General features: G+C 44.6%; 24 protein-coding genes. 22 read left to right on the forward strand and 2 right to left on the reverse strand.

Features of this window, described 5'->3' with window-relative positions; genetic code table 11:
* Positions 1-288 precede the first annotated feature (288 nt).
* From GPL15_RS22040 to GPL15_RS22055, 5 genes are all read left to right on the forward strand, one after another.
* Positions 289-510, forward strand: a complete 222-nt coding sequence (locus GPL15_RS22040; protein WP_215700827.1) for a DUF3791 domain-containing protein — start codon at positions 289-291, stop codon at positions 508-510.
* Entirely contained in the window at positions 510-773 is a 264-nt protein-coding gene (locus tag GPL15_RS28185; protein WP_346345021.1) for a DUF3990 domain-containing protein, read from the forward strand. The genes GPL15_RS22040 and GPL15_RS28185 overlap by 1 nt, the downstream gene beginning before the upstream one ends.
* The gene (locus tag GPL15_RS28190; protein ID WP_346345022.1) at positions 763-1,017 is read left to right on the forward strand and encodes a DUF3990 domain-containing protein; all 255 of its coding nucleotides are present in this window, start codon (positions 763-765) and stop codon (positions 1,015-1,017) included. Before GPL15_RS28185 ends, GPL15_RS28190 begins: the two co-directional genes overlap by 11 nt.
* Positions 1,010-1,240, forward strand: a complete 231-nt coding sequence (locus tag GPL15_RS22050) for a hypothetical protein (RefSeq protein WP_215700828.1) — start codon at positions 1,010-1,012, stop codon at positions 1,238-1,240. Before GPL15_RS28190 ends, GPL15_RS22050 begins: the two co-directional genes overlap by 8 nt.
* 751 nt (positions 1,241-1,991) lie before the next feature.
* Positions 1,992-2,318 carry a hypothetical protein gene (locus tag GPL15_RS22055; RefSeq protein WP_346345023.1) on the forward strand — a complete coding sequence of 109 codons (327 nt, stop codon included), beginning with the start codon at positions 1,992-1,994 and terminating at the stop codon, positions 2,316-2,318.
* Between the two features lie 233 nt (positions 2,319-2,551).
* Here GPL15_RS22055 and GPL15_RS22060 read toward each other — a convergent pair whose 3' ends face one another.
* Positions 2,552-2,812: a PHP-associated domain-containing protein gene (locus GPL15_RS22060; protein ID WP_215700829.1), complete on the reverse strand. Its 261-nt coding sequence runs from the start codon at positions 2,810-2,812 to the stop codon at positions 2,552-2,554.
* On the opposite strand from GPL15_RS22060, the gene GPL15_RS22065 reads away from it, so the two are divergent.
* Positions 2,790-2,981, forward strand: coding sequence for a substrate-binding domain-containing protein (locus GPL15_RS22065; protein ID WP_252198558.1), 192 nt, complete (start codon positions 2,790-2,792; stop codon positions 2,979-2,981). The two genes, GPL15_RS22060 and GPL15_RS22065, sit on opposite strands and share 23 nt — an antisense overlap.
* A gap of 159 nt (positions 2,982-3,140) precedes the next feature.
* A complete protein-coding gene (locus GPL15_RS22070; RefSeq protein ID WP_215700830.1) occupies positions 3,141-4,634 on the forward strand; it encodes a methyltransferase in 1,494 nt (497 codons plus the stop codon).
* 167 nt (positions 4,635-4,801) lie between these two features.
* On the opposite strand, the gene GPL15_RS22075 is transcribed toward GPL15_RS22070, so the two are convergent.
* Positions 4,802-4,999: a type II toxin-antitoxin system HicA family toxin gene (locus GPL15_RS22075; RefSeq protein ID WP_215700831.1), complete on the reverse strand. Its 198-nt coding sequence runs from the start codon at positions 4,997-4,999 to the stop codon at positions 4,802-4,804.
* A gap of 269 nt (positions 5,000-5,268) precedes the next feature.
* Here GPL15_RS22075 and GPL15_RS22080 point away from each other — a divergent pair, with 269 nt between their 5' ends.
* From GPL15_RS22080 to GPL15_RS22150, 15 genes are all read left to right on the forward strand, one after another.
* Positions 5,269-5,679: a type II toxin-antitoxin system HicB family antitoxin gene (locus tag GPL15_RS22080; RefSeq protein ID WP_215700832.1), complete on the forward strand. Its 411-nt coding sequence runs from the start codon at positions 5,269-5,271 to the stop codon at positions 5,677-5,679.
* A 77-nt stretch (positions 5,680-5,756) separates the two neighbouring features.
* The gene (locus GPL15_RS22085) at positions 5,757-5,930 is read left to right on the forward strand and encodes a hypothetical protein (RefSeq protein ID WP_215700833.1); all 174 of its coding nucleotides are present in this window, start codon (positions 5,757-5,759) and stop codon (positions 5,928-5,930) included.
* Positions 5,931-6,286: 356 nt separating this feature from the next.
* On the forward strand, positions 6,287-8,227 hold the full coding sequence (locus GPL15_RS22090) for a hypothetical protein (RefSeq protein ID WP_215700834.1): 1,941 nt from the start codon (positions 6,287-6,289) through the stop codon (positions 8,225-8,227).
* Positions 8,228-8,267: 40 nt separating this feature from the next.
* Positions 8,268-9,770, forward strand: coding sequence for a hypothetical protein (locus GPL15_RS22095; RefSeq protein ID WP_215700835.1), 1,503 nt, complete (start codon positions 8,268-8,270; stop codon positions 9,768-9,770).
* Positions 9,771-9,894: 124 nt separating this feature from the next.
* A complete protein-coding gene (locus tag GPL15_RS22100; RefSeq protein ID WP_215700836.1) occupies positions 9,895-10,599 on the forward strand; it encodes a metallophosphoesterase family protein in 705 nt (234 codons plus the stop codon).
* A 34-nt stretch (positions 10,600-10,633) separates the two neighbouring features.
* On the forward strand, positions 10,634-11,308 hold the full coding sequence (locus tag GPL15_RS22105; protein ID WP_215700837.1) for a hypothetical protein: 675 nt from the start codon (positions 10,634-10,636) through the stop codon (positions 11,306-11,308).
* Between the two features lie 216 nt (positions 11,309-11,524).
* Positions 11,525-13,219: a GspE/PulE family protein gene (locus GPL15_RS22110; protein ID WP_215700838.1), complete on the forward strand. Its 1,695-nt coding sequence runs from the start codon at positions 11,525-11,527 to the stop codon at positions 13,217-13,219.
* An 11-nt stretch (positions 13,220-13,230) separates the two neighbouring features.
* The gene (locus tag GPL15_RS22115; protein WP_215700839.1) at positions 13,231-14,280 is read left to right on the forward strand and encodes a PilT/PilU family type 4a pilus ATPase; all 1,050 of its coding nucleotides are present in this window, start codon (positions 13,231-13,233) and stop codon (positions 14,278-14,280) included.
* 29 nt (positions 14,281-14,309) lie between these two features.
* Complete coding sequence (locus GPL15_RS22120; RefSeq protein ID WP_215700840.1) at positions 14,310-15,521, forward strand: type II secretion system F family protein; 1,212 nt, start codon at positions 14,310-14,312, stop codon at positions 15,519-15,521.
* Positions 15,522-15,638: 117 nt separating this feature from the next.
* Positions 15,639-16,064 (forward strand): prepilin-type N-terminal cleavage/methylation domain-containing protein, encoded by a 426-nt coding sequence (locus tag GPL15_RS22125; RefSeq protein ID WP_215700841.1) that lies wholly within the window; start codon positions 15,639-15,641, stop codon positions 16,062-16,064.
* A gap of 147 nt (positions 16,065-16,211) precedes the next feature.
* Positions 16,212-16,667: a hypothetical protein gene (locus GPL15_RS22130; protein WP_215700842.1), complete on the forward strand. Its 456-nt coding sequence runs from the start codon at positions 16,212-16,214 to the stop codon at positions 16,665-16,667.
* Between the two features lie 134 nt (positions 16,668-16,801).
* The gene (locus GPL15_RS22135) at positions 16,802-17,629 is read left to right on the forward strand and encodes an A24 family peptidase (RefSeq protein WP_215700843.1); all 828 of its coding nucleotides are present in this window, start codon (positions 16,802-16,804) and stop codon (positions 17,627-17,629) included.
* A gap of 26 nt (positions 17,630-17,655) precedes the next feature.
* Entirely contained in the window at positions 17,656-18,669 is a 1,014-nt protein-coding gene (gene pilM, locus GPL15_RS22140; RefSeq protein WP_215700844.1) for a pilus assembly protein PilM, read from the forward strand.
* Positions 18,670-18,698: 29 nt separating this feature from the next.
* Positions 18,699-19,286, forward strand: a complete 588-nt coding sequence (locus GPL15_RS22145) for a hypothetical protein (RefSeq protein WP_215700845.1) — start codon at positions 18,699-18,701, stop codon at positions 19,284-19,286.
* Entirely contained in the window at positions 19,287-19,916 is a 630-nt protein-coding gene (locus GPL15_RS22150; protein ID WP_215700846.1) for a hypothetical protein, read from the forward strand. It begins immediately after the preceding gene.
* Positions 19,917-19,923 lie beyond the last annotated feature (7 nt).

Below are 19,923 nucleotides of genomic sequence, written 5' to 3' on the forward strand. Positions count from 1 at the left end.
ATGCAGGGCGAATATACCTGAGGTTGGCGGGCAACGATAAAATCCGAAAGCAATGCAGGACGAATGGGCCTGAGGTTGAAGGACAACGATAAAATCAGTCAATAAGGGAGACGGACGGCATCAAGGTGTCGTAGTCTCCCTTTAAAATTCATTGGGAGAAAATCTCAGGATGAATAAATTTCTTGGAATGTCCAAAAAATAATTTTAGAGAGAATTCCGATTAATAATAGATTAGGTTGTGCAAAAGACTTTATTTTGTTACAATCAGAATAGGAAAGGAGTGTTGACATGCCGGAGGCCGTAAGAAAGCAGATCAATTATATGGTAGTTTGTGTGAATGAATTTGCAAGAGCAAAGGCGCTTCATCCGCGAATTGCATTCCAGTATTTGTATAGACATAAAGGAATTGATTTTTTAAAAGTACATTATGAAGTGGAGCATACATTGTCCATTGAAGATGCAGTAGAGGATTTGGACATTATTTGTAAGAATAATGGAGGAAACCTATAGTGAGATTGTATCATGGTTCTAACATTGAAATAAGCAAGATAGATTTAAATAAGTGTAGCCCATATAAAGATTTTGGAAAAGGCTTTTATTTAACCGAGATTAGAGACCAGGCAGAGAAAATGGCATCAAGAGTTGCACGAATCTACGGTGGTAAGCCTTGTATCACAGTATATGAATTTGATGAAACTGCCCTTACCGACGGGGATATCAGGGTAAGAAAATTTAAATTTCCGACAAAAGAGTGGGCGCTATTTGTTATATAATCGAAGCAGGGAATTCAAAGATATAGCGAGTGAAGCGTGCAATCTGGATAATAAGTATGACTTGGTAATTGGTCCTGTTGCCAATGATGACTTGGCTCTTTTGTTTCGCCAGTTTTCTAATGGGCTGATTGATGTGGATACTTTGGTTCGGGAGATGAAGTTTAAAAAATTGACGAATCAGTATTCATTTCACACGAAGAAAGCGATTGCCTATTTGAGGAAGGAGGGAATTCTGCGTGAATAAACGTGATCAATTGATAGAGTATATTACACAGGATATCATTGCCTTTCTTGTAGAGGATCGTAAAATTGACATTGCGGAAGCAATGAAGGTATTTTATAATTCAGAAATATACGAAAAACTGTTAGATGAGGATACGGGATTGTATTTAGAAGGAGCCCCTTATGTGTATGAGATATTGAAAGATGAGATGGAGCAGGGGCACTTGATACAAAACGAGTATTAAACAGGTGTAAGTGACAAGTCATAATGTGTTTAGTCTATGCCTTATATGTGGTAGATGAGAAATATCTATTTCATCCAATCAAGAGAGGCGGTTGTCGAATAAAGTCGAATTACGTCAGCTAGGACAAGGGAATCTTGTGCCATTTGCTGAGATGATTGCGGAACTGGTAGAACAGCAGCTAGATCGCTACCTCAGCATGATAGAAGCACCAAAATAAAAATATCTATTTCACCCAATTACCAGAAATATAGGTGTCGAAAAGTGTTGTTTTTGCTAAATTAAGAAAATAATGCAGTATGGTAGAAGACGCCTGGAAAATGGGCGTCTTTTGTTGCAGATATTTGTTTCAGCATAGTAAAATAATTAAATAAGAAATATAACATGACAAGAATAAATCTGATGATTGGAGGTGTCAGTGTGTCACGAAAGAACCATAAGATGGCAGATGGAACAGAAAGGATATTCTTTGAAATCGGAGTGATGAGAAAGTAGGGAGAGACCGTCAAATCGCTGGTGTATCTGGCGCCTGGAGAGAACTCCAATTACTAATAGATTGGGTTGTGCAAAAAACTTTATTTTGTTAGAATTAAAACAAGGAAGGGAGTGCTGACATGATAGAAGTCTGTGCTCTGAATGAGGCTGTCTGACTTGCCCGGGATGTAATTGCAAAGCTTTTGGGTAAAGGAAGAAGCACAATTTCGGAGAACCTGAAACATATTTTTTATGAATTAGAGCTGGAGGAAAATGTAAAATGATGGAACCATCGAAAAAAGATTGGAAACTTTATAGAGAAAAAATATCCGGATGGCAGGAAGATTACATGGAAAGACTTCTTGGGCAATATACAGAGTTTTTATCCAGCGATTTGCCGGCGTCAACCAAATTCTGGGAGTTGGAGAAAAGAGTGAAGAGAGATAAAAAAACGCCGGGCGTTTGTATCTCATTGAGTAAATCTAATATGATGTGGGACATCGTTTCATTGATTCTTGACGGTGCAATAAGCTTTGATGATCTTGAAGAATTCAGTGATGATTTGAAAGAAGATGTAAAATTTATGTTAGAGATAAATAAGAAATAAAAAATTGCTATTAGCTGAAAATGCAGATAGAGCTGGGAGGGGACAACGCGGCAACAAATAGAGCATAGTAAGAGTTGTTGAAAAAAACATCCAAAACATCCAAAATACCCAATCACCAGGGGCGGAGTAAATCCGTGAATGCCGGTACTGTTCCGTTATATTAAACCATTAAATGAGGGCGTCCATCAAGTTAATTTATAACTTTTTGGACGCCCTCGTTTTAATGTTTTGATTCAAAAAGACTGTTTTTCCGAAAAATACTTTTCCAGTCTCTCCGGTGAACTGTTGATCACCAGTTCTTCCGGAAAGCCCAATTCCTCCAGCATGTTGAGCGCTTCAACATGATTTCCCACAGAATAGCAGGAATGGGCGTCGGAACTGACCAGCACATGAACGTGATAACGGCGGCAGAGGCTGGCTACGGTCCGGCAGTTTATTGTGCTGCCGGGGTGGACGGAAAAAGAGTTGGAGTTGATTTCAATTTCATTCCCCACATTGTCTACGGTGGACATGCATACCTATGAGATGGGAAAAGAAGCGGTGGCGGTGCTTGAAGAGCGCATCCACCGCAGGCGGACGCTGGCAAAAAAAGTGGAGTTCCAGGCGGAACTGGTGAAGCGCGGCAGTGTTAAGAAAATGGAAACGTATAAACTGTTTCAATAATCGTAATCTGCACGGAAGTATAAAGAAGTAACTGACGAAAAACTGGATCGGTTTATACGGATGTTGGAATGTGTTTAAAAAATGCTTTCGTCTGTCTATGGCAAAATCTGCCGGATTATAGTATACTTATCTGAAATCAAAATTTACAAAAGGAGAACTATGATAAAAGAAATTTGGGATCAGATAGTAAATAACCAGGACACAAGACAGAATTTGAGCAGGCTGCGCCAGGAACTGAAAGGGGCAAGAGGAAGGGAACAGGCGGTTTCCTGTATGGCAGGGGCAGAAGAGCGCCTTATCGGGCTTTTGCAGGATGAGGATGCCAAAGTCCGTAAGAACGCCGCTTTATTGATGGGAGAGCTGGGGAAAAAGGAATATTTAGAACCGCTTTTTCAGGCATACAGGGCAGAACAGCAGATGTTTGTGAAGAGTTCGTATTTGATAGCCATAAAGAATTTTGATTATAGGAACTATCTGGAATACTTTAAGGGCCGTCTTAATGAATTGTCAGAGGTGGAGGCCCCGCCGGAGAATTTAAAGCATATTACGGAAGAAATACGCCAGCTTTCCTCCATGATTTTGACTATAGAGGGAGTTAAAAGCCATGTATTCACGGGCAGTGAGGACGTTTATGATATCATTTTGCTGACCAACCGGAATTTTCCTGAAGTCACGATGAAAGAACTGCTGGATTTAGAGCCGGAAGCCAAAGCAAAGATCTTTAATGCAGGCATTATGGCCCGGGTAACTGGGCTGGACTGGATGGACAAGATAAGGACTTACCAGGATCTATTGTTTGTGGTGAAGGGGATGAGAACCTGTCCCATGGATGCCGGCCAGGCGGCTGAAATCATTGTTAAATCCCAGCTTCTTGATTTTCTGGCCCGGAATCATAACGGCGGACTGCCATTTTATTTCCGGGTGGAGTTAAAAAGCAGGATGGAACTGGATAAAAGAAGCGCATTTGCGAAAAAACTGTCTTCCCAAATTGAAAGATTATCGGACCGCAAACTGATCAACACCACCTCTAATTATGAGTTTGAGATCCGTTTGATCGAGAACAAGGAAGGCGGCTTTAACATTCTGCTGAAATTATATACCTTGAAGGATCGTCGCTTTTCCTACAGGAAAGAGGTGGTTCCAACCAGCATAAAAGCAGTAAATGCTGCCCTGGCCGTGAAGCTGACAGAAAAATACAGAAAAGAGGACGCACAAGTGCTGGATCCGTTCTGCGGGGTGGGCACCATGCTGATTGAACGCCATAAAGCGGTTAAGGCCAATACCATGTACGGCGTGGACATCCAGGAAGAGGCCATTTTAAAGTCCAGGAAAAATACGGAGGCGGCAGGGCAGATTATCCATTACATTAACCGGGATTTCTTCGAATTTAAACATGAGTATTTATTTGATGAAATCATCACCGATCTGCCGTTTAGCATTGGGAGAAAGACGGAAGAAGAGATTAAGAGCCTGTATCAATCATTTTTTGCGTCAGCAGGGCATTTTCTTAAACCGGACGGGATCATGGTTTTATACTCCCGCAATGGGGAATATGTGAGGAAGATGAGCGTGGAAAATGGGTTTGCTGTTGTAGATGTATTTGAAATTTCCTTGAAAGAAGGAAGCTATGTGTTTGTGCTGAAGCGCAAATAAGTGAATGTGGAAACTGCCGGCTGATTGATAAACAGACTGCGGTATTTTAGCTTTTTCCTTAGAGTTAGACAGAGGAAGAGAACATATGGAATAGAAGAAAACGCTCAGAAATGGGCGTTTTTTTGCGCATATAACAGACGGGTTACTGGAAGGCAAAACAAAAAAGGTTACCTCCGAAGAGATAACCCAGTGATACTTTCGAGATTTTTAGTCACGCCGATGGACAAATCCCTGCCTTTATGATTGGGAATCACGATGGGCGAGAAGCCCTCTTTTTTGTAGAGGTAATGCGAACCGTTAATACGATCCAAAGCCCAGCCGTCAGCAACAATCGTTTTCTCGATTTTTCTAAAATTAGTATTCATATGAATCTCCTTTATGAAGCAAAGTCAACAGTGACATAATGTTTGATCGCTTCGAAGATATGAAACTAATTTCTTTAAGTATAAAAAAGGGATTGGTTTTAGTCAATAGAAAAAATATAAAAAAGGTGTTGACACGTATTGAAACACGTGGTATTATTTAAAATATAGAACACGTATTAAGATACGTGCTGGAATGGCGAAACTATTTATTCATTTGGATTTTAAAGAAATAAAGCCGATTTAACGCAATGGTTCAGACGGAGGACAATATGAAAGAAAATTATGTATACCCAATAAAAATCCACAAGGATGAAGATGGTACATTATTAATAACTTTTCCAAACTTTCCGGAACATATGACACAGGCGGACACAGAGGAAGATGCCGTCAGGGCAGCTCAGGAAGTGCTTGCGCTCTGCATTACCAGCAATGAAGATGCAGGAATTGGGAATCCGCCCCCCTTAGAAGAAAGCCGGATACCGTTGGATGAAGGCGAGAAACTGATATATGTTCATTTATGGATGCCCTATTTCAGATATACACAAAAAGTGGTCTATGTGAAGAAGACGTTGACCATACCCAAATGGCTGGATGATCTGGCCAAAAAGCAAAACTTGAATTTCTCAGGCGTGCTGGTGAAAGGCCTGAAAGAGGCATTGGGAATAATAGATCCCCGATAACGGCCAATATGATACGGTTTTCGTATCAGGTATCTATTATTTACAGTCGGAAGAATTTGAAAATGGAGGTAATGTGTATGTCAGATTTTAAGGACAAGTGTGGAGATGTTTTAACAGGCGGAGCGACAGGAGCCGCTGCAGGCGGAAGTATCGGCGCAGCCATCGGAGCATTGGGCGGCCCGGTGACTTCCGGGCTGGGAGCGACCATTGGAGGGGCCATCGGATCGATCGCAGGACTGTTTTGGGATTAGATACGAGGTCCGAATTACAGGGGATTGATGAGGTGAAGCTGTAACAAGAAGAGGATATGGCTGAAAGGTGGTATCTATGGAAGTAAAATGTCTGTGTTGTCCGTTAAAAGTGGTCTGCGCACTGACGGGAGGCTGTCTCTGCGAATAATAAGCGCCTGCTTTGCCTTTGGGGCAGAGCAGGTATCTTGTTTCCATGGACCGGGGATGGAAAATGCTTGTTGGCTTGAAAGGTGGTAAGGGATGAAGAAGATCGAAGTTTTTAATATGAACCGTTTTTTTGATTGTGATATCAATGGAAACATATTAAAGTTTTCCGGCATGGAAACATACTCAAATGCCAGAAGGAGGGGATAGAGATGGATCAGGTTATAGAACTGCTGTATAAGATAAGCAATGAATTGCATTCATTAGTGAATGGCGCAGGGATATGGGGGAACAGTTTTTATAGTTTTGGAAAAATATACAGCAATTGGGAAGAGATTCCGAAAAATGCAGAGGGTGTTCCTGAAAAACAGAATGAGGAAAAGGGCGACTATATAAGAGATTTCCGAATGCCGGAAGTGGATGGATATCTTGCAGAATGCGCTAAGGCCCGCATGGTTACTCTGCTGAATGATTTTTGTAAGGAAAACAAAAGTAACGATGAAGTGGCAATGGCCGTGGGCTGCACCCTTAATTTGTATTACAACTGTGGCCTGTTTGACCGATTGGGGATTTTTAACGTCAATCAAATACAGCTCAGCTGGGAGGATGAAACGCTGGGCAGGTATGTACAAGTGGAAGAAAAGATGATACTGGCCTGCCTTTTATCATATTTCAGCAGTTTAAAAATCGTTCTGAATGATGAAATACTAAATAAATATTCAGAGACCGGCAAAAAGGAATATCTTGATACTGTAGTTTCAGAGATCGATGAGAAATGGGATGTAGTAAAACCATTTGTAAAACAAATTATCGTATATTTAAAGAATGCAGCAGATGAAGATTTGAATACAGCAGTGTCTTTTTTAGATGAATTATTGCAGATTGAACCCAAATATCAATTTGCAAATATGTATAAGTGTATCATCGCTGTCCGCAGCTACTTGGATACGGAAGGTGAAGACACATCGGTGGATGCATATGAAGCAGTTCTGGATAAAGAATTAGTAAACATTGCCTATGGGATAGAGCGTCCAAGCACATTTAAAGGAGAGGTGAAGGATGGAGAATTCCGTACAATACATCCGGAATTATTCTCTGAATTTGGTTTAGGTATTCCATATATAAAGTTTATAAGCAAGCAGAGCTTTTTGGCCGAATTAGGGACAGAAAAGATTTTCTCAAATTTTACGGAGTTGAGGGAAGATATTTCGAGAGCGTTGTTTTTACCTCATTATTTGCCTGCCGATGGAATGGATCAGGTCATGAGTATCATGCTGTCGGAAAGGAGCCGACTAAAGAGGAGTGAGGCTGAACGGGAAAAGGCCATTGCCGAGAGAAAAAAAGTAGTGAACCAATTCTCCCACACCTACATGGGAATGCGGGCCACATCCCTCTACAACGTTGCCACATCTCTGTTAAAAAAAGACGATACAGAGCTGAAGAACTACGGCAGAAAAATACTCTATGAATACAGCGTAAAAAAGAACCTGACAAAGGATATCGAGATGTTGAAACTGCGTTTTGAAGATAGAAAATCAGAATTACAGGATAAGATCAGAGCGTCAATCTGCCCTGATGGGCTGGATGGAGTCGGCGTGGATAAATTGATGCATGACGCGATGACCAGATGCATGGTCACTCTGGTGCATGACGGCGGTCCCGGCGCGAAACGAATCAGGGAGAAATTTACTGATTATGATCTGATTGGGATTCGCAACAGTTTTGAAGAAAACATTTTGTTCTCGGAAAATGGTGATATCATTTCCTGGTTTAATAAAAATCTGTTTCCATTGACGGTCCGGGTGTCGGAGAGATGGAACTCATTGGCATTTGAAGATGAATCTTACGCCGCTCTGCTGATTACCGGTGTTTTAACGGAACTGATCATTAACATTTTTAAATATGCCGATAAAGAAAAGGGCGCTTCCGTCGAATTTACGGAAGACGACGGTTGTTTTTTAATAACAGCCCAAAACCATATCGATAAAAATAGTGCAAAAAGCAAAGAAGGGGGATTTGGTTTAGAGGCGGAGGCGGACGCCATAGAGATCATCAATGAGGCCGGAGGTTTGAAAGGTGATGCGATCGTGACGGAATCAGATGAGGATCTGTTTACGACAAAAATCCGGTTGGGAAACGCCCTGTTTGAGTAAAACAGGGGCGTTCAACGAAGGATGGAAGGAGAAATCGGGAATGACGTATAAAAATATACTGTGGATCGATGACTGTGATGATAATGACAGCGGGTTTGAATCTAATTTTTTGGAATGCGAAGCCAGTCCAGGCGGCGAATCCCAGGCGGATAAGGAACGGAAAGAAGAGCTGTTTTTTGAACATGGGTGCAATGTGGTATTGGAAAAGAATTATCTCAAAGCACTAAAGTGGATAGAAGAGGAGCGGAACCAGTTTGATTTAATCGTTTTTGATATCAATATGCGCCAGGGAATGGATTCTATGGAGTTTGATGAAATAAATGAAAGACTGAAATCCAGAAAGGTTTTTGTCCGGGAATATGACCGCCAAAAGACAGATTCAAAAGGCGGGGGGAAGTGGAGGGAGTTCGAAGTAAAAGCCGGAATGTATCTGTATCTATTCCTTCTGAACTGCGGTTATCCCAACGACAGAATGCTCATTTTGACCGGAAACAGTACGTTTGAACCGATTGAATTTTTAAAGAGCGCACATATAGACCCGGATCAGGGGATTATATTTGAAAAAAGAACGATTAGGATGGAAGGGAGAGCATGGATTGATAAATTCTATCAGGATTCCTATTATCAAATAAGAAGGCTGGTTTTCCAGTCCTGCGAATATTGGAAAGAGGAATTGAGATCGGGGAAGGATATCATACTCTTCAATTCACTGTATGGTAAAGAGGAGACGAAGATCAGCCCGGAAAGCATCTGCAATATGCTGGACCGGATTCAAATGCTCTTTCCGGTATCAAAACCGTCCAATACATACAGGCTTTACTACCAGGCGATGCAGGTGGCTGCCATGTTCCATGAAGAAAGCGCCAAAATTCAGAGCCTGGATAAATATCCGAATATCAGGTGTTACCACCAGGCTGTCCGTAATTTCAGAAACTGGTCATCCCATAATAAATTTGAAGCGGATGAACTCATGCCGGAATTATTTGCCGTTCTTTATTGCAGCGCCATCCGGTCCTATTTCGGAGATTATGAGAAGCCGGGGTCTCAGTTTGAGGGGCTGACGGATTATGAAAGACAGTATTTTTATTGTCTGAAGCTGAAAAAAGCAGGATTTTCCGAATTTAAGAAGCAATATCTGAATAAATGGAAACAGTTATTCAATAAACTGCCTGTAGAATCAGCGAAAAAAGGTAAATCATCCATTAAAGCGGGGTATGAGTGCCAAAATATAACGGAATTACTGGTAAACTGCGGACAATGTGAGACGAATATTGAAAATGGGTATATGGATATCAAAGATGTGATTGTGAGCATTCTTGGAGACTGGATTGTGCGTAACCCTTTGCCAAAATCCTTGGAGTGGCAGGAAACGGCGGGCAGTCATGAGAGCATTATTAACGCCCAGCGTATTTACAATATCAGCTATACCTGGAAAAATGAAATGACAGAAGAAGAGTATGTCGGGTATTTGAGGGGAATGAAGGAAAAGGAACCTCTCAAGTATTACGCCCTTCTTTTATTCACTGAGGAAGGCAGCCGTTAGGCCGGTTTAAGAATTTATACTAATGATTATAAGAGTTTGTGATACAGCACCATCAAGCGGCCGCTGTCATTTCAGCAGATGTTTCTATTTTATCAGCTTATGATAAAGAGGGGTGAAACTATATATGAGGACGATCATAATCGGAGATATCCATGGATGTTACCATGAGTTTACCGCGCTGTTAAATAAAGTGGAGTTAAGCATTTTGTCCGACAGGCTGATTCTGCTGGGAGATCTTATGGACAGAGGGCCGGAGTCTTATCAGGTTCTTATGAAGGCATTGGAACTGAATTCGGCCATGGGGGAACGTTTTGTTTGCCTGATGGGCAATCATGAGGATTTGGCGGTTGATGCGGCTGACAGCGGGGAAAGGGGCCTTTGGAACAGCAACGGCGGAGGGAAAACGAGAAAGAGTTTTTACAAAGCGGGGAGCAGAATACAGAAATATACCGGTTATTTAAGAAATCTGCCTTTGTATTGGGAAAATGATGACTTGATCTGTGTACATGCCGGCATTTCCTGCGGCGGCCCGGAACATACGGAAAGGGATGTATTTTTATGGGACAGAGGGATTGCATGTGGGGAACCGTATGGAGGAAAGCTGCTGGTATATGGACATACTCCTGGAAAAGAAGTCATTTACCGGAATGAATCGGGGAGTCCAGCCGTAATTTCTCAGGGAACAAGGTACGGCCTTCCTGAAAGCGGAAGTATATGCCTTGATACGGGATGTGTGTTTGGCGGAAAGCTGTCGGCTATGGTGATCGAGAGCGGATGGTATAGGATTGAATCTGTTTCAAAAGGTGATATGGAGTTTTTTAACAGTTAAATATAATATAAAAGGGATTGGATAAAGGGGAAAGATGAATCTTATTTTTCAATTGACAAAAAAAGGACAGAGAAAAAGCTGCGCATTTGCCGCATATTGTACGGCCAGTCTGCTGGCGCAGATTTTGCTTTCGGTTTTTATTGCCATTTATATTGTATGGAATGCAATAGCGGATGTTCCGCCGGCAACGATGAGGAATTTAATGATTTTATTGATCATATACAGCTTTGTGTTGGTGCTGCTGTGGATTTTCTATTACCGGCGAATTCTGCAAAAGGATAACCGGCTCGCAAATGGTGTGATCACCTTTCATTGTTCCCTGACGCCCAGATATGTCTGGTTTTACAACGATGAACAGCCGGAACTCAATTGTTCTGCCAACTATGGGGATTTCCGGAAGGTCTTAACGGTGGGAAAAAACATATTCTTTTCAGCTGATATTGGCAGAAATATGTTATTCTTTATGATTCCGGCTGGGGCATTTCAGTCGTCTCAGCAGTTTAAAGAGGCAAAGAAATACATAAAGAATGCTGTGAAAGAGCAGCAGAGGGCGGAGTTAAAAACTCCGGTTCTGGGGCATTTTTTTCGCGGCTTGTTTGGGGCCTGGTTCCGCCATATACTGTTTGGGTTGAAAATGTTTATGGTTTTGCTGGCTGTATGGTTTGTTTTCTTATTGGTCATGGCAGCAGCTGTGGAGTTAAAAAAGTAAAAATCGGGGAGAAGACCGGAAGCAGTGGAAAGTCCATTGATTCCGGTCTTTTTTTTCATAAATATACGTAATTGGTTACAAACAGCGTTGTTGGTTGATAATTAAATTTTGATTTGATATACTGGATTGTAAGAAAATATTAAGAAGTTTGTGTAATTAACCGGTTTACTGCATACAATTCAGACGGTTTAATAAGACGGGAAAAAGGAGAAAGCCGTGGCATATAAGAGATTGGGAGACCTGCTGCAGTCAGTGGGGCTGATCAGTGACAGCCAGCTTGAGGAGGCGCTCGCCCTTCAGAAGGAGACAAAAGAGAGGCTTGGTACACTGCTGATCAATCATGGTTTTATTACGGAAAATCAGCTGATAGAGGCGCTTCAGATGCAGCTTGGCATAGAGTTTGTCGATTTATCCAAGATCGATATTGATCCTCAGATGTCCTCATTTGTACCAAAGAATATTGCGCGCAAACATGGAGTGGTTCCTGTCCGGGTGGAAAAGGACAGATTGTATCTGGCTATGAAAGATCCCATGAATTTCATGGCCCAGGAAGAGGTTAAAACAGCCTCAAGGAAACGGGTTATCCCGATGATTTCCACCTCAAACGGCGTAGACAGGGCCATCCTTAACCTATATGGCAACGAGGGCGTGGCGAAGGCAATTGAAGAAATGAAACAGCAGGCCGGCGCCCAGCAGGATACACAGGACGGAAGCGCAGGACCCATGGTCATCGGGGAAGAGGATACCATCAGCGCTCCGACGGTCAGGCTTGTTAATTCCATAATTGAGAGGGCTGTTACCGAACGGGTCAGCGACATACATATAGAACCCAGAGAGGAAGATTTGACGGTCCGGATGAGGATTGACGGAATGCTTCACCGGATTTTAAATGTGCCTAAAGATTTACAGGCATCGGTCATATCCCGCATAAAGGTAATGGGCAGAATGAATATAGCAGAGCATAGGATTCCACAGGATGGGCGCGCGAATGTGCGTATTAAGAGTGAAGATATCGATCTGCGTATTTCTACGCTGCCCACTATTTATGGGGAAAAGGTGGTAATCCGTCTTTTGAATAAGTCCGCGTCCCTGCTCAGCAAGAGCGGGATCGGGCTTACAGGGCCGGATCTGGAAAAATATATGAAGCTGATTTCCAACCACAGCGGAGTGGTTCTGATCGTAGGACCTACAGGGAGCGGTAAATCCTCCACCATGTATACCATGATCGGTGAGCTGAATCAGGAAGAAGTTAATTTAGTCACCCTGGAGGATCCTGTGGAATATAATATTTCCGGAATCAACCAGGTTCAGATCAATGAAAAGGTGGGCATGACCTTTGCCAATGGGCTGCGCTCCATACTCAGACAGGACCCGGATATTATAGCGGTGGGAGAGATTCGTGACGGTGAGACGGCCGAGATAGCCATGAGAGCGGCGATTACCGGTCATTTGGTGCTGTCTACCATACATACCAATGACGCCTTGTCCACCATAGACCGTCTGAAGGATATCGGCGTGGAACCCTATCTGATTGCCAGCGCGGTAAACGGAATTATTTCCCAGCGTCTGGTGCGCCGTATCTGTCCAAACTGCAGGACGGCTTATACGCCGACGGTGGAAGAGCTGGAGGTTTTGAATATGGAGCCTGCTGATGGAATAACTTTTTATAAAGGCAAGGGCTGTCCCCATTGTTTTGATACCGGATACCGGGGCAGAACGGGTGTTTTCGAAATCCTGCTCATGAACCGGGAAACCAGACGCTGCATAGCGGAAAATGACAGTAAAACGAATCTTTTGAAGGCAGCGGAAGGCCCTGATTTCGTATCCATCCGCGATAACTGCCGCCGCCTGGTTCTGGAAGGGGTGACAACAGTTGAAGAGGCAAAGCGCACCATCAATTCAATGGAGTAAGGAGACCGGTTGTGACTATAAATGAAATGATACACAAAGCAGATGGAGAGGGCTGCTCGGATATTCATCTGGTGGCGGGGCTGCCGCCAAAATGCCGTAAGAACGGACGGCTGATGAATCTGGACGATACGGCGCTTACGGATGAGGACTGTGAGGCATACGCAAAGGAGCTGGCAGGAGATCATTACGAAATGGTGAGAGAGATAGGGGAACTGGATTTGGCGGATACCTGTGACGGAATCAGAATCCGCATGAACCTGTTCCGGCAGCAGGGCCATATATCGGCTGCGCTGAGGCTTCTAAAGGGCTGCATCCCAAGGCTGGACAGTCTGGGACTTCCGCCTGCGGTGATGTCTTTTCCTGAATTACAGCATGGAATCGTCCTGGTGACAGGGGAGACGGGATCGGGAAAGTCCACCACTCTGGCGGCAATTCTGGATACGATCAACCGCACCAGGGAGGCGCATATTATAACGCTGGAGGATCCGGTGGAATATATTTATACACCGGAACAATGTATCATCAACCAGAGAGAAATAGGCAGGGACACCAGGAGTTATTCGGACGGCCTTCGCGCTGTTTTGAGGGAGGATCCGGATGTGATCCTCATTGGGGAGATGCGGGACAGGGAAACCATAGCGACCGCCCTTACGGCAGCGGAAACCGGCCATCTGGTATTTTCCACGCTGCATACCAATTCGGCGGCGGATTCCATTGACAGAATGGTCAATGTATTTCCGGCTGATTTCCAGAACCAGGTACGGATGCAGTTATCCACCTGCCTTCAGGCGGTGCTGGCGCAGCAGCTTTTGGTGAGAAAAATAGGAAAAGGCCGTGTGGCGGCCTGTGAACTGTTGATGGTCACCCCGGCTGTCCGCAATCTGATCCGGGAGGGAAGAACGCCCCAACTGGTAAATTCCATGGCAACGTCGGCTTATGACGGAAGCATAACCATGGACAACGCTCTGATCCGCCTTTGGAAGGAACAGGTGATTTCAGCCAAAACGGCCAGGATGGCGGCCAGGGATCAGGAGTATATTAAGAAATTTATTGTCGGGTAATAGCCCAAAGAAAAGGTTGGTGATGCCCATTGGTTACATATAAGTATAAGGCTATCTCCAAAGACGGAGCGCCTGTCAGCGGAATTATTGAGGCGTATGACGAATACGCGGCCGTCGCCCGGATAAAGGAAACCTGCCGTCTGGTGACAAAGATTACGCCTGTGGAAGAAAAAAGCGGTATCCTTACAAAGGAGATCGGCTCCAGGAAGGTGAATTTAAAGGCGCTGTCGGTCATGTGCTCCCAGTTTGCCATTATTTTGACTGCCGGTATGCCGGCGGCTAAGTGCGTGGAACTGATAGCGGACCAGACCTCGGATAAGAAGCTGCGCAGGTTTTTAACAGAGGTGGCAAAAGACGTGGCCGCAGGGCACAGTATGGCGGACAGTTTTGAAAATGTGGATAAGGAAGCGTTTCCGTCCACATTTATTGAGACGGTGCGTTCAGGAGAACAGTCCGGCACTGTGGAGCAGGTATTCAAGAATTTGAGCATTTATTATGAAAAGCAGTATAAAACAAACCAGAAAATATCAGCGGCTCTGAGCTATCCTCTGTTTGTGGTATGCGTAGCGATTGTGGTGATGATGGTTATTATGGTTAAAGTCATCCCCACTATGACCAGTATTTTCCGGGATTTGGGCGGAGAAATGCCTGCGCCGACCCAGCTGCTCATCAATGTGTCAAACTTTTTTAAAGAGAATATATTAATTATATTGATGGTTATGGCTGTGTCTGTCATTTTGTTTCTCGCAGCCATACGGACGGACGAGGGGCGTATCCGATGGAACCGTCTGAAGCTGAAAATCCCGGTTTTTGGGAACATCGGCCTTTTGAATGCATCGGGCCAGTATGCCAATACGATGTCCACTCTTTTAGCCGCGGGGCTTTCGGTGCCCCAGGCGTTGGAAGTGACTGCAAAGACCCTGGATAATTATATGCTGGCCATGGAGACTGCAAAGATGGTGACCGGGCTGGAAGAGGGGCGGCGTTTGGGCAATTGTATGCGGGAGAGAAACTGCTATCCCAGGACGCTCAATGAGATGTGCGCAATCGGTGAGGAGACGGGAGAGCTGGAAGAAACTCTCAAGACCATCGGTAGTTATTTTGATAACGAAGCGGAACACGCGACGCAGAAAGCCATTTCGAAGCTGGAGCCTACGATCCTGGTGTTGATGGCTATTGTGGCCGGATTTATTGTAATTTCGGTTTATCTGCCCATCTTTACCATGTATGATCTCATGTAAAGAGTATGAGAAATAGGGGTTTGAGTTAGAGATGGGGTTACATATGAGAAATGTGGTTCTACAGGCTATAACAACCCATAGCCTTTGAATAAATGCCTTAGGAGGATTTGAAATAAGATGAGAAGATTAAAAGAAAGATTGAATAAAAAAGGGTTTACGCTGGCGGAATTGCTGATTGTTGTGGCGATTATCGCGGTGTTGGTGGCTATATCAGTTCCTGTCTTTAATAGTAAGTTGGAAAAATCGAGAGAAGCGACAGATATTGCAAATATGAGAGCAGCTAAAGCAGCGGCAGTTGCAGCATATTTGAATGGAGAAATAGGAGATCTTACAGCGGATATATATTATGATGCTGAGGCTGGAACAATTGTAACTGGTGATATACCGACAGCTTATGGCCAAGGTACAGCGATCAAAGGCGGTACGAGTTATTTAAACTATACAGAGACTACTGTTGCTAAGGATTGTGCTATAAAAATCAATATTACAGGGGAGACCGGCGACTCAGATATAAAGATTGAGATGAGTTGGGTAAAAGAATAATTATAATTTCTATAATTTACGCGAAGCCGATGGGTTGCGGCTTCGCCCCCCTACCATTTTTGTTTTTCTGCAGGGCGCCGCTGTCCAAGCGGTTTCCTTCAGAGAATCAAACGACTGCTATTCTCAACAATACAGGCAGGTGACCCAATGAATGCAAAAGCAGTGAATATGATACGCCAAAAAATATGTTCAAAACGCGGAATTTCCGCCATAGAAACGATCTGCATAGCAGTTTTTGCGATAATAGCGGCAGCAACCATAATCCTGTCCCTCCTCCACTACAGGGACTCCATGCGAACCGGCAGCGACAATCATCTGGTTCTCACTGCGGAGCGGGCAGCCATGCTCAATATGGCAGGAAGCGACTGTATTGTGAAAGACTGCAATGGAAAAGAGAGCTGTACCCACATAAAAGACGGATTGAGTACCGGGTATTTTGACCATAGATCCAATTCCATTGTGGGAGAACTGCCGAAGGGATATAATGAGAGTACTGTTATGACCATACGGGAAAAACAATACGAAGGAAAAAAAGGCGCCATGGTAATCAAAGTGCAGTATGACGGCAGTCAAATCACTTTGTCATGGGTGAAGGGAAAATAGTGTGAAAAATAATCCTGAAGGCTTATCTTTCACACCCGAATTTGTGTCGGAGCCACAAATTTGAATCGCAGCTGAGAATCTGAAGTTCTCAGCGCGTTCCTACGCCAAAAGCCGCTCCGGCATGGAGGATCAGAATGCTTGATATAGATGGATGGTTAACCGCTTATTTGGCGGTGATGGCCGCGGTGATAGGCGCGGTGGGCGGCAGTTTTGTTAACTGTCTCGCCTGGAGGACGGTTCATAAAGAAAAGATAACGCGCGGTTTGAGCCACTGCATCCGGTGCGGCCACGTGCTGAGAGCCTGGGATTTGGTCCCTGTATTAAGCTGGGCGCTTCTTGGGGGAAAATGCAGGTATTGTAAAGAGAAGATTTCTCTGCGCTATCCGGCCGTCGAACTCTTCATGGCCTGCGTATCCCTGGCTGTTTTGTTCCGGTTCGATGTTTCCTTTCAATACCTATATTATATGGGATTTTCTTTTCTGCTTCTGGCGGAGGGGCTGGTGGATCTGGAAAGCTATGAGATACCCAACCGCTTTCAGGCGGCATCATTTTTGTGGTGGTGCCTTTTCCTTCCGTTTCATGCGGATCAAATGGTCCGGTATCTGGCAGACAGCCTGGCGGGCGGTTTTTTGATTGCAGGCGGCCTGCTTTGTATTTCCCTGGTGTTTGACCGCATGTTGGGACGGGAATCCCTGGGCGGCGCGGATATAAAACTCTTTTTCATTACAGGCTTGTATCTTGGGTTTGCTGTGAATCTGCTCAACCTGATCCTGAGCTGTCTGCTGGGCCTGATACTGGCGGCGGTTTTAAAGGCGGCGTTTAAAAGGCGGGGGGAGAAAGGAACAGCGGCAGGACGCATAGCAGACGGCCTGATCCCTTTTGGCCCGGCCATCGGCCTTTCCTCCATCCTGTGTGTGCTGGTGGGAAGCCGGATAACGGGCTGGTATATAAGCCTTTTTTAAGAATAGCAGTGAAGGAAGATTGATCTATGATAAAAAGTATTTCCAAAAAATATACAGGGATCGAGATCGGTTCCAAACAGGTGAAAATGACCCAGTGCTGCAATAACTGCCTCTGCAGGGCGGCGATTGAACCGCTGCCGGATAACTATGTCAACAATGGAAAGATCGTTTCCATGGAGGCCATGAGCGGCTTTTTGAAAGATATGGCGAAAAAGTATAAGTTTTCAGATAAAAGCTGTGCCATCGTGCTGCCGGACAACATTGCGTTTGCGCGCAGGCTGACTATGCCGGCTATGAACGTTGATCATTTAAAATTAAACCTTCCCTATGAATTTCATGATTTCATCAACGATAGAAAGGAACGGTATGTATTTGATTACTGTGTCCTGGAAATGCAGTATGATGAAAACCGGAAACCCGTTGCCATGGATTTGATGGCGGCAGCGGCGCCTAAGGATGTGATCTCAGACTATGAAACCATGATACGGCAGGCCGGTTTTAAGCTGGAGATCGCGGCTCCGGAGGTATTTGCGTACTCAAACCTGATACGGGAGCATGAGGCTGTGGAAGAGATAAACGAACCCAGAGAATACGGTTTCGTGGATTTTGGGTATCATTCCACCAAACTTCATATATTCACAAACCACCGGTTTGAGGTAACCCGTGAAATCGACTATGGATGCGCCCACCTGATTCAGACGGTTGCCGCCGTACAAAATGTGGATCAGCATATTGCCCAGTCCTATGTGATGGAAAATTATAAAGATATCTGGAATCTGGAAGACTGCAGGGATATTTATGAAGCGATCGGTGTTGAGATCATGCGGGCTGTGAACTTTTACAGCTTTAATAATCCTGACAGCCGGCTGGACAGGGTATATTACTGCGGCGGCGGAGCTTTGATCACCCCGCTGACAGAAGCGGTTTCCGCCCACCTTTCTTTGGAAGTCAGGCCAGTATCGGAACTTTTTACGGTGCTGGGAAATATTCCAAGGGAAGCGTACATCAGCCCTGCGGCGGCGGGCATTACGTACCAATAGACTGATAAAATGGGAGGAACATAAAGGGTATGATAGGAATCAGGAAGAATGAATATCCTTCAAAAACGACGGTAAACCTGATCATCCATGAAAAGACGATAAGCAGCCCCACCAGGGCAATCCCTGTATTCTGCGTCTTCCTGGCAGTTCTGGCGGTTTTTGTAAAGTTCGGCGTCATGATGCCTTTGGAGAGGATGTATGCCGCCCAGGCGTCATTGGAACAGGTTCAGTCGGAACTTGGCGGATATGTACAGTATAACAAGGATTATAATGAGGTGAGAGAGCGCTACAGCCGGTTTTTCAGTGATTATCTGGATGAGGACGAGGCGGTGCTTCAGGACAGGATGGAAGTGATGAACCTGTTTGAAACCTGTGTGATGAACCAGGCCGATATTGAGAGCATCAGTATTCGTGGAAATGTATGCCGTATGGTGATCACAGAACTTCCTCTCTACCAGGTTTCCTCCATCGTGGCGGAGTTAGAAGCCAGTCCGCTGGTGCAGTATATTTCCGTTTCCACTGCCAGTACGGAAAAACGGGATGAGGATGAGGAAGTCCAGCCCCTGCAGAGCGTGTCCGCAGATTTAACTATAACATTGACAGGAGGGAACCGGTAGATGCTGAATCGTAAATTCACGCTGCGTGAGACTATCCTGCTCATGTTCATGAGCGTTTTGTTTCTGGGGATTTTTTATTATCTGGTTGTGGCAGCTCCTGTAAAGGAGGAGATCGCCAGTTGTGTGAGCCAGCAGATTCCTGTGGAGGATGAACTGAGCGCCCAGCTTATGAGAGCCTCCAGGAAGAAAAAAATGCTGGACGAGATGGAGAATGCGGATCAGGTATCCCAAGGGGAAATAAAACCTTATAATAACCTGAAAGATGAGATGCGGGAACTGTACCAGGCGCTGGACGGAGCCATTTCATATGATCTCAGCTTTTCCGAGGCCAGGGTTTCCGGCACCATTGTTAGGCGGGATATTTCCATCGCCTTTCAGGCCGGATCCTATGAAACGGTGAGGAATATACTGGATAAGATGGCTGAGAGCCAGTTCCGCTGCATTATAAAGGATTTGGATCTCTCTGCCAGCTCCGGCAGGGGAAAATCAGGAGGAATGTCCAAATCAGAGACGATCAGCGCCAACGTGCTGATCACCTATTATGAAACCACTGTCGGCGCTTCTGATACCAACGGCCTTGTATATGAAAAAGAGGCCGCGGCAGAAGGAACGGGAGCAGCCACAGAGTGACGGGTGT

Source organism: Clostridium sp. MCC353 (assembly GCF_018785315.1).
Taxonomy (GTDB): Bacteria; Bacillota; Clostridia; order Lachnospirales; family Lachnospiraceae; genus CHH4-2.